This window comes from Mesorhizobium sp. ArgA1 (assembly GCF_053714375.1).
Genome location: NZ_JBSKBQ010000003.1, coordinates 396548 through 409285, shown reverse-complemented (window position 1 = coordinate 409285; position 12738 = coordinate 396548). Strand labels below are relative to the sequence as shown.

Below are 12738 nucleotides of genomic sequence, written 5' to 3'. Positions count from 1 at the left end.
TGGACCGGAAAAGTCGCCAGGCATCTAGCCTTGTCGGCGCAACGCCAAGACGGTATGGCTCGCCCAATACCGATAAGAAGGGTTGCGCGTGGCAAGTTCCTGTTTTTTTCTAGCGGCTGACGCCAACTATTTGCCGTATGCATGCTTGGCGGCGCGCAGAATTCTGGACGTTTCGGGAGACGCAACGCCAGGCTTCATCCTGCATGTCGGCGCACGTGATCCCGATATGCGTGTTGCTGACCGCCTGCTGAAGAACCGCCTTCGTATAATGGACGTATCGGCGTTGTTTGCGCAGGCCGGGCATACCTTCCGGCCAAGCAATGTCGGCACCTTTGTTCGGCTTTTCGCCGACCAACTGCCTCAGTTCGCGGACTATGACCGTATCGCCCATGTCGATTGCGATGTTCTCTTCAATCGGGATATCGGTGACCTGGTGGGCCAGACTTTGCATGCCCCGCTGTTGGCCGCCCATGACGATTATATGTACTTCCGCCCGGGCTACCGGCACAAGTTGTCGATGCAACCGGGAGCGCCTTACTTCAATGCGGGGATCATCGTCTTCAATATGCCGTCGGTGCGTGAACAGGGCCTCTTGCACCGCGCCAGGGACGTGGCCATCGCCGGGCAGATGAACGATCAGAACGCGCTGAACATCGTCTTCGAGGGCAAGTGGCAGACGATGCATCCGAACTGGAATTTGATGTCCAACGATACGAAGGAGTTTCGGTTCGCCCAAGCCTATGCGCGGCATTTCGCCGGCGGCAAGCCGTGGGGGAGCCAGGTCGACGTGGAGCCCGAGGCGCTTGCCGTCTGGCGCGGTCTGGCAAGGGATACGCCCTGGCTCCAGCCCTTCACGCAGCGCATTCCCTTCGAGCGCGGCGTCATGAGGCGGTTCGCCCGACGGTTTGACGGCATCATGGGGATGTTGCCGAACAAGGACCGATATCGGCGGCGCGCCCGCTACGATGGCAGTAAGGTCCATAAGATGTATGCCGAGCATGCCGATGCTGGGGCGATGGCTGTGCAGTTTCCAGAAATACTCGGCGGATTCGACTGAGAGCTGTAACGAGCATTGACGGCTAGGGAACCAGGCTATGTCACAGAAATCGTGTTTCTTTTTCGCGGCCGACCAGAAATTCTTCCCCTTTGCCTGTCTGGCGGCACGCCGCGTTCTGGATGTCTCCGCCCCCGTCGACGGCTTTATTCTGCACACCGGTATCATCCCCGCCGAAGACCGATCTGTCGGCGAGCGCTTGCTCGGCGGGAGGATCGGCATCATCGACGTAACGAAGTTCATGGAAGCGACGAACTTCAATCGTGGAACGCATCCCACGCTTGCGACCTACATCAGGCTGTTCGCCGACCAATTGCCTGAATTCGAGCCATATGACCGCATCGCCTATTCCGACGCAGATGCGCTTTTCAACAGATCGATAGCAGACCTCTGCAACGTTCCGCTCAATGCTCCGCTGCTGGCCTCACACGACGAGCAGACCTATTTCGACGCAAAGTATCGACAGCATCTGCAGATGCAGCCCGGAGCGCCGAAGTTCAATGCCGGCGTTCTGGTGTTCAACATGCCGCTGGTCAGGCAAGAGAGGCTTCTGGAGCGTACCCGTCAGCTGGCGTCCGAGCAGGTCTATGGCATGGATCAAGGTGCGTTGAACCTGGCTTTCGAGGGCAGGTGGCAGACGATGCATCCGTTCTGGAACGTGATGACCAACTATACCAGCCAGATCCCTTTCAGCAGGTGCTATGCCCGCCACTTCGCATGGGGCAAGCCTTGGGATCGCCCTCCGATCGGTGTCGAGGTCGACGCCATGGCGATCTATCGCGATCTGGCGAAAGACACGCCCTGGGCCGGGCGCTTCAGCCGCAGCTGGCCGATCAAGCGAGGCATCATGAAGAACCTCGGACGCAAGTTCGACGCTATTAGCGGCATTTTGCTGAACGACGAGAAGCGCAAACGCAGGGCGCGATTCAACGCCGAAAAGGTCAGCGCCGTCTTTGCCGGCCACGCCGACAATTCGATGCTTGCCGTGCAATACCCCGAGCGGGTTGCCGGCATCGCGAGATAGGCGAAATCTCTGCAATCCATCGGCAGGGCGGAGTCATCCGAACTCGGCGCCTTTCCCATCGGTTCGGATTGCCGCCTCCGCCCTCAATCCCCGCTGATGCCTGTATTCCAGCGCGATCGCGCCCCAGATCAGGCCGAGCAGCAGGTAGACATGGCGCCAGTGGTCGATGTCGATGAAGGTGCCGAGCCCGATATTGCCGATGAAAGCGACGTAGGCGCAGAGCAGATAGGGCTGCCAGGGCCGGTCGCGCAAAAGGATGCGGAAGCCGGCGGCGATCGTCCACAGCGTCAGCGACAGGAACGAGACGAAGCCGAGCCAGCCATAGTCCATCAGCGTCTTCAGCCAGATGTCGTGCGTGTCTTCGCCGAAGATGGTGCCGAACACCAGCGGTCCGATGCCGAGCGGATGCTCGAGCGCCATCTGGAAGCCGATCGTGTAGCGGGCGAAACGGCCAAGCCGCGCCGTGTCATAGCTCTGTTCCAGCTGGGCGCGGCTGGAAAACATCTCGCTGACACCGGGCAGCTGCAGGATGACGATCATCGCGACCACCAGCAGCGTGACCGCCGCAATGGTCATGATGACGACGCGCATCCGGAACTTGCCGCTGTTGCTCTGGAGGAACAGGGCGCCGGTAAGCAGGATGGCCGAGACGGCGAACATGCCCCAGGCGCCGCGCGAGAAGGAAAAGAAGATGCCGGCGGTGATGATCAGCAGCGGCACCGCCAGCAGCGGCATGCGCGCGATCGACCCGGTCAGAAGCAGATAGAGCAGATAGATGCCGGGCAGCACCAGGAACGGCCCGAACACGTTCGGATCCTGGAAGGCGCCCTGGGCGCGGTCGTATCTGGTGAAGATGTCGGCGCCGGGAAAAGCGTGGAAATAGCCGGCAATGCCAAGCAGCGCTGTCACCACCGCCGAGAAGACATAGGCGATGAAGATGAGCCGGTAGAGGCTGGGTTGCACCGCCGTCACCGACGAGAAGAACACTGCGGTGAAGGCGAGGAACAGCGACACGGCGAGATAGAGCGGGGTATTGGCGAGGTCGGCCATCTGCGTCATCGCAATCATGCCGCCGATGTTCATCGTGATCAGCAGCACCAGCAGCGGCGCGGCAGCACGCGATATGCGCAGGCCAAACAGCGCCCACACCCCGATCAGCCCGACCATGAAGAGATCGTAAGGCGCCGGCTCGTCGATGACGAAGCCCGAGAGGAAGACGCCAAAAAACACCGCGCCCGAGGATATCAGTGCGATCAGCTTGGCGTTGACCGCAGAAGGCGGCAACGTGTTGACCGCCGAAGGCGGTACCTCATGCGAAATCGCGCTCAATAGGCGTTTTCCGTATTGAGCAGCCGCAGCGGCGTCAGGAACAGGATGCGCAAATCGAACAGCATCGACCAGTTCTCGATGTAATAGAGGTCGTACTCCGTGCGCATGCGGATCTTCTCATTGGTATCCATCTCGCCGCGCCAGCCATTGATCTGCGCCCAGCCGGTGACGCCGGGCTTGACCTTGTGGCGGGCGAAATAGCCGTCCACCACCTCATTGTAGAGAAGGTTGTGCGACTGAGCGGCGATCGCGTGCGGGCGCGGACCGACCAGAGACAGCGAGCCGAACAGCGAGTTGAAAAACTGCGGCAGTTCGTCGATCGAGCTCTTGCGGATGAAGCGGCCGACGCGGGTGACGCGTGGATCGTTCTTGGTCACCGTCTGCTTGGCGCTCGGGTCCGAGCGGTCGGTGTACATGGAGCGGAACTTATAGACTTCGACAATCTCGTTGTTGAAGCCGTGCCGCTTCTGCTTGAACAGCACAGGCCCCTTGCTGTCGAGCTTGATGGCGATGGCTGTCGCCAGCATCACCGGTGAAAACAGGATGATGCCGATCAGCGAGAAGACGATGTCGAAAGCGCGCTTGGCGACCGAATCCCAGTCGTTGATCGGCCTGTCGAAGATGTCGAGCATCGGCACCGAGCCGATGTAGGAATAGGCGCGCGGACGAAACTGCAGTGCATTCGAATGCGCTGAGAGCCGGATGTCGACCGGCAGCACCCAGAGCTTCTTGAGCAACTGCAGAACGCGCGTTTCAGCAGTCAGCGGCAATGACACGATCAGCATGTCGATGCGTGCGATACGGGCGAATTCCATCAGCTCCGAAATGGTGCCGAGCTTGGGATAGCCGGCCACGATCGGCGGCGAGCGCTTGTCGCCGCGGTCATCGAAGATGCCGCAGACGCGGATGTCGTTGTAGGGCTGTTTTTCGACCGAGCGGATCAGCATTTCGGCCGCCTTGCCGCCGCCGACGATGACGGCGCGGCGTTCCATGCGGCCGTCGCGCGCCCAGCTTCGGATCAGCTTCGACATCACCAGCCTGAGGCCAAACAGCAGAAGCAGGCCGACAACGAACCATGTGCCGAACAGCAGGCGCGAATAGTCCTCCGACATCTTCATGATGAAGGCCGTCAGCGCCATCAGCGCGAACGTGCCTGCCCATACCATCAGCACGCGGCCGAAGCTGGAGACCGGCCGCATCAGGGCCGAGATCTGGTAGCAGTCGGAGACGTCGAGCAGCATCACGGCCAGGAACGAGGCCGCGGCGATGGTCAGCGGATATTGCCAGGCGAGGTAGTGGAAGAAGCCGACAAAATGGATGTAGAGCGCAAGCCCCGACAGGAACAGCAAGGCGAATTCGACGATGCGCAGCACGCCGCTGACCATGACCGGTGACATCGTATCGCGGCGGTATTGCGAGGCGACCTGGCGGGCAACACTGTTCATGCCGCCGGGCGTGGGGCTCTCGGCAGGACCGTCGAATTTGCGCACCGCATCGGCCGAAAAGCGGCGCGTGGGGTCGGTCTCGTTCATCGCGTTTCCCACAAGCTTCCGCCATGACCATAGCGGAATACAGCTAAAAAAATCTTGAGACAACTTGTGGTTTTGGTAGGTAGTCTATTTGCTGAGCGCGGCGAAATAGGCCTTTTCGATGTCGACAGCCATCACATCGGCGCCGAATCGCGCCTTGAGGGTGGCGGTATCGGGCATGGCGCGCCGATAGGCGTCGAGATCGCGTAGCGCCGCGCCCATCTTGTCGCCGAGTTGGCGGGCGTCAGGACGGATCAGGGCAGGGGATTCCTCGCCGAAGATTTCGGGTATGCCGCCGACGGCGGTGGCGATCATCGGCCTGCCGGCGGCCAGTGTCTCCAGCACGATATAGGGCATGGCTTCCGCGCGCGACGGCACGACCACCAGGTCGGCCAGTGCAAAGGCGTCCCTGGCTGGCATTGGTGGCAGAAAGCGGACCTGTTTTTCGAGCCCCAGCCGTTTCACTTGCATGTGGTAGCGCGGCAGGTCGTCGCCGTCGCCGACCATGACTGCGGTCAAGCGACGCTCGATGTGCGTGCCGGCCAGCGCAAGCGCGTCGATGAAGATATCCGGGCCTTTGAGGTCGCGCATCATGCCGATGTAGAGCAGGTCGGCCGCGTCGGGCAGTGTAATCACCGGCTCGAACTCGGCGGCGCGCAGGCCGTTATAGACCAGCGTGTTGGGGATCGGCGGTTCTCCGACCTTCCTGCGATAGGTCCGCCGCTCATAGTCGGAGACAAACAGCAGGCAGTCGGTGAAGCGCGCCATGAAGCGCTCCAGCGCGAAGAACAGCTTCCCGGTGGTCGTCGTTTCGTCATAGTGGAGGGAGCCACCATGCGGCGAATAAAGGCGGGCTACGCGAGACCTTGATACCCGCAACAATGAACCGAACAGACGGGCATAGGCGCCACCCTTGGCGCCGTGCCCATGCAACACGTCCGGCCGCAATTCCTTGATGATTCGATACGTACGCCAGGCGGAGGCGAGGTCGCCCGGCCCGACATGCCGCTGCATTGGCGTGCGATGGATACCCAGCGCCAGGCTGTCCTTCATCTGGTCGAACAGGCGTTCCTCGTATTCGCCGCCTGTGGTCGAATCGCAGACGATGCCGACGACGTGCCCGGCGGCGAGCTGTGCCTCCGTCAGGTCGCGCACATGCCGGAAGATCCCGCCGACGGGTGAGCGAAAGCAGTGGACGATCCTGAGCTGGTCCGCCACGTTGATGTCAGAACAGGCGTTCGCGAACGTAGACGGTATCGCCGGGCAGCAAGGGGTCGGAGGTGACCACCCTGCCGGTCATCACCTTGCCGTTGATGTCGCGGGTGATGTCGACGCTTTCCTGGTTGGCGCGCGGCGAGAAGCCGCCGGCAATCGCGATCGCTTTCTGTACGGTCAGGCCCGGCACATAGGAATACTGGCCGGCCGCGCCCACTTCGCCCATGACGAAGATCGGCCGGTAGCGGTCGATCTCGACCGACACGTCGGGGTCGCGCAGATAGCCCTGCCGCAGTTTGTCGGCGATCTCTTTTTCCAGCTGCTGGGCCGTGTGACCACGTGCCGGCACGGCGCCGACCAGCGGGAAGGACATGTAGCCGGACTGGTCGACGCTGTAGGTGTTGGTCAGCCCATCCTGCTCGAACACGGTGACGCGGACCCGGTCACCGGCGCCGAGCCGGTAGGGCTGGTCGAGCACTTCGTGGAAAGCCGCCGGCGTCGGCCGGTAGCTGGAGCAGCCGGCGAGCATCGACACGGCCAGCAGAGCGCGAAACAGACCAGCAGCGCTTTTCATGATCGGACACACACCTTCGTCGCTGTGGCCGCCATGACGCGGCGGCAAACCTTAAGGATCTGGGTTCGTTATCATCCTGTTAGGGTTAATGGCCGGTAAAGGGACGCGGCCGATTTGGCGGCAATCGACAAAAGCCGAGTAGTTTCATGGCCTTTGTTTGCCTGATGTCAGCAAACCCTAACGGGTGCTTACCGCCATCTTAACGCCTGAGTTACCATAGTTGTTTACGGTACTCTTAGACTCATGTTCTGGAGCAGGAATGCATGTCCGTTCAGTCCGCGGCCGCAGATGTCGATGTCGACCTGAGACAGCTCTTCGCCAGTCTGGCGAGGAACTGGCTGCGCATTCTTGTGGTCACGTTCGTCGTCACCGGTCTCGCCTTCGCCTTCGCCTGGCTTGCCACGCCGCACTACAAGGCGACGACGCAGCTGAAAATCCAGTTGAACGAATCGGCCTATACGCGGCCTGCTGGAACCAATGAAGACGACAAACCTGTGCTCGACGCGGAAGGCGTGGCAACAGAGGTTCAGGTCATTTCCTCGTCCGACATTCTCAATAAGGTGGCTGAAGATCTGAACCTGGGCGACAAGCAGGAGTTCAACGATGCGCTCGGCATGTCGCCGGTAAGCCGGCTTCTGGTCATTGCCGGGCTGAAGAGCGACCCGCAAGAGATTCCGCTCGAAGAGCGCGTGCTGATGAAGATGCGCGACAAGCTCAACGTCTATGGCGTGGAAAAGACGCGCGCCATCGCCGTCGAATTTTCCTCGGAAGATCCCAAGCTTGCCGCCGACATTCCGAATGCCATTGCCGCCCGCTACCTGGCCTACCAGGCGGATGCAAAGACCAAGTCGAACGCCGCCGCGACCGCTTTCCTGGGACCGGAGATAGAGGATCTGCAGAAGCAGGTGAGGGATGCCGAGGCCAAGGTCGCGGCCTTCCGTTCCGCCCAGTCGGACCTGTTGATGGGCGGCAACAATTCGGTGCTGGCGACACAGCAATTGTCCGAACTGTCGACCGAACTGTCGCGTGTGCGCGCCAACCGCGCTTCGGCCGAGGCTACGGCTGAAAGGGTGCGCCAGGCCTTGCAGAATGGCGGCTCGCTGGACGCCGTACCGGAAGTTCTGTCTTCCGATCTGATTCAGCGGCTGCGCGAGCGTCAGATCGAGCTCAGAACCAACATCGCCGATCTTTCCACAACCTTGCTCGACAATCACCCGCGTCTGCGGGCGCTGAGGTCGCAGCTAGCCGATCTCGACGGTCAGATCCGCATCGAGGCGCAAAAGATCATGCGCGGATTGCTGACCCAGGCGCAGACCGCCCAGGCCCGTGAAAATCAGCTTATGTCGGACGTCAACAAACTTAAGGCGGCGGCGTCGCGCGCCGGCGAGGAACAAGTCCAGCTGGATGCGCTGCAGCGCGAGGCGAATGTCCGACGCCAGCAGCTTGAATCCTATATGGCGAGTTTCCGCGAAGTGTCCTCGCGCAAGAATTATCTGCCGGTCGATGCCAGCGTGTTTTCCGAGGCGCGCGTGCCGTCCGAACCCTATTTCCCCAAACTCGTCCCGATCGTCGGCGCCGCCTTCGTCGGCTCGCTGCTGCTGATGTCGATCATCACGCTTCTGCAGGAACTGTTTTCGGGCCGTGCCATGCGTCCAGCCCCCGGCGCCCGCTTGGAGCGCATCGAACAGGTTGCGATGCCAGCCGCGTCGGTGCCGGCTGTTGAGCCGGAACCGGCGGCTGCGGTCGAGGAGGCGGAAGATCGGCCGGCGGACATGGAAGCCGAAGTGGAGCCGAAGGCGGTTCCCGGGTCGACTCCCACAGCGCTGGAAGAAGCAGCGGTCGCTGACGCCGAACCCGAACCGGTACGCTCCAGCCTTGGCGAGATCGATGTCGAGAAGGCGGCGGAAAAGCTGATCGCCAGCGGCGCCGCGCGCGCCATCTTCGTGTCGCCTGAAGGCGACGAGGCCGCGGCCTCGGCCGTGCTGGTGGCGCGCGAAGTCGCCGACGCCGGCCTGCGCGTGCTGCTGCTCGACCTGACTGCATCGGGCGCCGCCTCGCGACCGATGCTGGACAGCGGGCTGTTCCCCGGCATCACCAATCTGCTGGCTTCGGAAGCGCAGTTCAGCGACGTCATCCACGCTGACCTCTATTCCGACTGCCATGTCATTCCCGTTGGCACCGCCGATCCGGTTCGTGCCATGCGCGCCGCCGACCGGCTGCCGATCATCATGCAGTCGCTGACCACCGCCTATGATCTGGTCATTGTCGAATGCGGACCGGCCGATGCGCACGGCATCGGCCGACTCGTCGGCGACAGCACCGAGGTCTTCCTCTCCATGCTGCAAGCGGACGATGAGGTGGCGCAGGCCGCCGTCAAGTTGATCGAAAGCGGCTATCCCGACCTCACTCTGGTGACGCCGGTAGGCCATGAGACGCCGGGAAACCCCGTGCCGGGACGACGTAGCGCCGCCTGAGACATCAGACACTTCTACTTAGGCGGCGCCCACCAGTTTCTTGCAGAGTCGATCGACCATCGCGTGTCGGTTCACAAAACCGAGCTCTCAGCCGCACGTCTTGAAGAAACGCAAATGCCTGGCCAAGCCTGTCAGGCTGCGCCGATCTACCCCAACTCCAGGGTCGTCACACCAAATATTCGGCGCGGGTCGACCTTCGGAGGCGGACCTTTGTACATGCGGGTGGTGGTGAAGGTCGGCCTAAAACCAATCGCTGCAAGCGCCGTAGTGAAATCGATATTGTCGGCGGGAACGTCGATATGCAGATCGCCGCCTTCGCAGGCACCAGCCAGGCCGTGCAGGAGTTGCATCGCGGTCTCGGTATCGTCGGCAAACAGCGGGCCGATCTTGTAACCCGAACGGCAGGGACGAGCCACGGCGTAACCAGTGGTGCCGAGTGAACTGATCGCGGCGAACCCGCGATGCGGTGGTTGCGCCCAACGGTGTAGGAAGGCTCGCCGAGGTGCGGGAAAACAGCGGGCGTCATAGGCGATGATGTCGGGCAAGAGCTGCGTGGTTATCATTCGCACCCCTTCGCTTCGGACGGGCGGGGTCGCGGTACGGCCGCTGAAGCGGATGGTTTCGTAAGCTGGCCTGAATCCCCTGCGCCGGTAGTTGGCCAACTGCGCCGCGACGCCGTCGAGCCCGACTGTTCGGCCGGCCAGCCTGGCCATGCCGGCGCTCCAGACCGCTTTGCCGTGGCCTTGGCCGCGCATGTCTGGTCGGCAGATGTAGAGACCGATGAAACCGAAATTGCCGCCATAGGCGACAGCCGAGATGGCGGCGATCATCTCGTTGCCGACAAAGGCGCCGATGAAGCCTTCAGGGTCGGTCGGCTGAAATGCGGCGGCATCGCCAAGGCCAGGGTTCCACCCTTCAGCTGCCGCCCAGTCGATGAGAACGGCCAGTTCTTGTAGTGACAGCGCACGGATGGTCGGCTTCATGGCTCACTCTGCGGCGATAGTCCCGGGCGAGAAGGATTTCAGCATACCGCGATAGGACTTGGCCAGCGGGCTGGCATAGGCACCGCGCTTCGAGGTCGACAGCCCCAATGCGATCAGCGCCTCGGCCTGCTTGATCGCCGCGCCGACGCCGTCGATGACCGGCAGGTCGAACTCCTCCTGCAACTGGTGGGCGAGGTCGGCCATGCCGGCGCAGCCCAGCACGATGGCCTCCGCACGGTCCTCCTCAATGGCACAGGCAATCTCGCCGCGCAGTTTCTCGACGGCGCCCGACGTCGGATCCTCAAGGGCAAGGACCGCAATGTCGGCGGCGCGCACGCGGGCGCGCCCGGCCATGCCGTAGCGCTGCACCAGCCCCTCGACAGGGACACGCGAGCGTTCGGTCGTCGTTACGACTGTGAAGCGCTGGGCAATGTACGAGGCGACACTGAGTGCGGCCTCACAGATGCCGATGACCGGAATGGAGGCCATGGCGCGTGCGGCGTCCAGGCCGGTATCGTCGAAGCAGGCGATGATGGCGGCCTGCGCCCCGGCACGTTCGCCGGCGGCGATCTCCAGCAAAAGGCCGGGCACGGCCAATGCTTCGTCATAATAGCCCTCGATCGAGGCCGGCCCCATCGAGGAGGTGACCGCGATCACCTCTGTCCGCGCGCCGGCAACGCCGCGCGCCGCCGCGGCGATCGTCTCAGTCATGCTCGCCGTCGTGTTGGGGTTCACCACCAGTATTTGCACAATCAAGCCCTGGCCCGCCTGCGGCCGACATAGAGGATGGCGCCCAGTGTTGCCAGGATCACCAGGAAGGAAAACACGGTGGTCACGGTGCCCAGTGCGTAGAGCACCGGCGTCGTGACATTGGTGGTCATGCCGTAGATCTCGAGCGGTAGCGTGTTGAAGGTGCCCGACGTCATCAGCGTACGGGCGAACTCGTCATAGGACAGCGTGAAGCCGAACAGGCCGACGCCAATCAGGCTCGGCGCGATCATTGGCAGCACGACATGGGCGAAGGTCTGCCAGGAGTTGGCGCCCAGGTCACGCGCGGCTTCCTCATAGGCGGGCGAGAAGCGGTTGAAGACGGCGAACATGATGAGCACGCCGAAGGGCAAGGTCCAGGTGAGGTGCGCGCCGAAGGCTGACGTGTACCAGGCCGGGCGAAAGCCGACCTGCTGGAAGACGACGCCGATGCCCAATGAAATGATGATCGAGGGTACGACGAGGCTGGCGACCGCCAGGTAGAACAGCGCGGTGGCGCCACGAAATTTTTGCCGGAAAGCGAGCCCTGCCAGCAGCGACACGATGACGGTGACGATCATCACCATCAGGCCGAGCACCAGCGAGCGCTTGAAGCTGCCGCCGAAATCGCCGACCGCCTGGCGCTCGAACAGATTGGCGAACCAATGCAGCGACACGCCATTGAGCGGGAAGGTGAGGCCGCCGGTCTCGCCTTGGAAAGAAAGGATCAGGATCGCCGATAGCGGGCCATAGAGGAACAGGACGAACAGAGTGAAGAAGGCGGCAAGCACATAGAATTCGAGGGTGCGTTTTTCGTGGCTCACCTCAAAGCTCCTTGCGGATGTCGACGATGCGCAGGACGCCGGCGACCATCAACAGCACCAGCACCAGGAGCACGACCGCGTTGGCGGCGGCTGCGGGATACTGCAGCAGCGACATCTGGTTCTTCATCATCAGTGCGACCGATGCGCTCTGGCCGCCCGACATCACCTGTACGGTGGAGAAATCGGCCATCACCAGCGTGACGACGAAGATCGTGCCGATCGCCATGCCGGGCTTGGCCAGCGGGATGACGACGTTCCACAGCACCTGCCAGCCGGACGCGCCGGCATCGCGCGCCGCCTCGAACAGCGAGCGGTCGATGCGCATCAACGTATTGAAGATCGGCGTCACCATGAACAGCGTGTAGAGATGCACCATGGCCAGCACGACCGCGAATTCGGAATAGAGCAGCCACTCGATCGGCTTCGGCACCAGCCCCATGTGCACCAGCGTCGAATTGATCAGCCCGTTGCGGCCGAGCACCGGGATCCACGAGATCATGCGGATGATGTTGGAGGTCAGGAACGGCACCGTGCAGACCAGGAACAGCACCATTTGCATGGCCGTGGTGCGGATGTGGAAGGCAAGGAAATAGGCGACCCAGAAGCCTATGAACAACGTCAGCGCCCAGACGATGGCAGCGAACTTGATGGTATTGAGATAGGTCTTCCACGTCACCCAGGAGCCAAGCACGTCGGAATAGTTCGTCGTCAGGAAATCAGGATACATGGCAGCGAAGTCGTAATCCCAGAAAGACACGACGGCGATCATGATGATGGGCAGCAGCAGGAACGCACCGAGGATGAGTGCCAGCGGCGCTGACTGCAGATAGGGCGCGACGGCACCGGGCGAGAAGCGGCTGCGCTTGCTGGGACTGGCGGCGGCGATGGCGGGGCGTTCGAGCGCGACTGTCATCAATGCTCTCGGGTTTGGCGATGCGGCCTGAACCGCGTTCCCTTCTCCCGGGAGGGGAGAAGGGGTAGAGGA

At 62.3% G+C, this 12738-nt stretch carries 11 protein-coding genes; 3 read left to right on the top strand and 8 right to left on the bottom strand.

Translation table 11 applies throughout. The annotated features are described in order from the left end of the window. Positions 1–88: 88 nt before the first annotated feature. Together ACWGTI_RS11800 and ACWGTI_RS11795 are read left to right on the top strand one after the other, a co-directional pair. Positions 89–1057 carry a glycosyltransferase family 8 protein gene (locus tag ACWGTI_RS11800; protein WP_454587261.1) on the top strand — a complete coding sequence of 323 codons (969 nt, stop codon included), beginning with the start codon at positions 89–91 and terminating at the stop codon, positions 1055–1057. A 37-nt stretch (positions 1058–1094) separates the two neighbouring features. Continuing rightward, complete coding sequence (locus tag ACWGTI_RS11795) at positions 1095–2078, top strand: glycosyltransferase family 8 protein (protein WP_454587260.1); 984 nt, start codon at positions 1095–1097, stop codon at positions 2076–2078. A 33-nt stretch (positions 2079–2111) separates the two neighbouring features. On the opposite strand, the gene ACWGTI_RS11790 is transcribed toward ACWGTI_RS11795, so the two are convergent. From ACWGTI_RS11790 to ACWGTI_RS11775, 4 genes are all read right to left on the bottom strand, one after another. Beyond that, on the bottom strand, positions 2112–3407 hold the full coding sequence (locus ACWGTI_RS11790; RefSeq protein WP_454587259.1) for an O-antigen ligase family protein: 1296 nt from the start codon (positions 3405–3407) through the stop codon (positions 2112–2114). Continuing rightward, the gene (locus ACWGTI_RS11785) at positions 3404–4939 is read right to left on the bottom strand and encodes an undecaprenyl-phosphate glucose phosphotransferase (RefSeq protein WP_454587258.1); all 1536 of its coding nucleotides are present in this window, start codon (positions 4937–4939) and stop codon (positions 3404–3406) included. Before ACWGTI_RS11785 ends, ACWGTI_RS11790 begins: the two co-directional genes overlap by 4 nt. Positions 4940–5023: 84 nt before the next feature. Beyond that, a complete protein-coding gene (locus tag ACWGTI_RS11780) occupies positions 5024–6154 on the bottom strand; it encodes a glycosyltransferase (RefSeq protein WP_454587257.1) in 1131 nt (376 codons plus the stop codon). Positions 6155–6161: 7 nt separating this feature from the next. Beyond that, positions 6162–6725 (bottom strand): polysaccharide biosynthesis/export family protein, encoded by a 564-nt coding sequence (locus tag ACWGTI_RS11775; RefSeq protein WP_112561792.1) that lies wholly within the window; start codon positions 6723–6725, stop codon positions 6162–6164. 263 nt (positions 6726–6988) lie between these two features. Here ACWGTI_RS11775 and ACWGTI_RS11770 point away from each other — a divergent pair, with 263 nt between their 5' ends. Then, positions 6989–9199, top strand: coding sequence for a GumC family protein (locus ACWGTI_RS11770; protein WP_454587256.1), 2211 nt, complete (start codon positions 6989–6991; stop codon positions 9197–9199). Between the two features lie 146 nt (positions 9200–9345). On the opposite strand, the gene ACWGTI_RS11765 is transcribed toward ACWGTI_RS11770, so the two are convergent. Genes ACWGTI_RS11765 through ACWGTI_RS11750 form a run of 4 tightly spaced genes read right to left on the bottom strand, consistent with a single transcriptional unit; the run spans position 9346 to position 12666 of the window. Then, a complete protein-coding gene (locus ACWGTI_RS11765; protein ID WP_454587255.1) occupies positions 9346–10182 on the bottom strand; it encodes a GNAT family N-acetyltransferase in 837 nt (278 codons plus the stop codon). Between the two features lie 3 nt (positions 10183–10185). Next, positions 10186–10932: an aspartate/glutamate racemase family protein gene (locus ACWGTI_RS11760; protein ID WP_454587325.1), complete on the bottom strand. Its 747-nt coding sequence runs from the start codon at positions 10930–10932 to the stop codon at positions 10186–10188. 2 nt (positions 10933–10934) lie between these two features. Further along, positions 10935–11753: an ABC transporter permease gene (locus ACWGTI_RS11755; protein WP_454587254.1), complete on the bottom strand. Its 819-nt coding sequence runs from the start codon at positions 11751–11753 to the stop codon at positions 10935–10937. 1 nt (position 11754) lies between these two features. Next, positions 11755–12666 carry an ABC transporter permease gene (locus ACWGTI_RS11750; protein ID WP_454587253.1) on the bottom strand — a complete coding sequence of 304 codons (912 nt, stop codon included), beginning with the start codon at positions 12664–12666 and terminating at the stop codon, positions 11755–11757. Between the last annotated feature and the right edge of the window lie 72 nt (positions 12667–12738).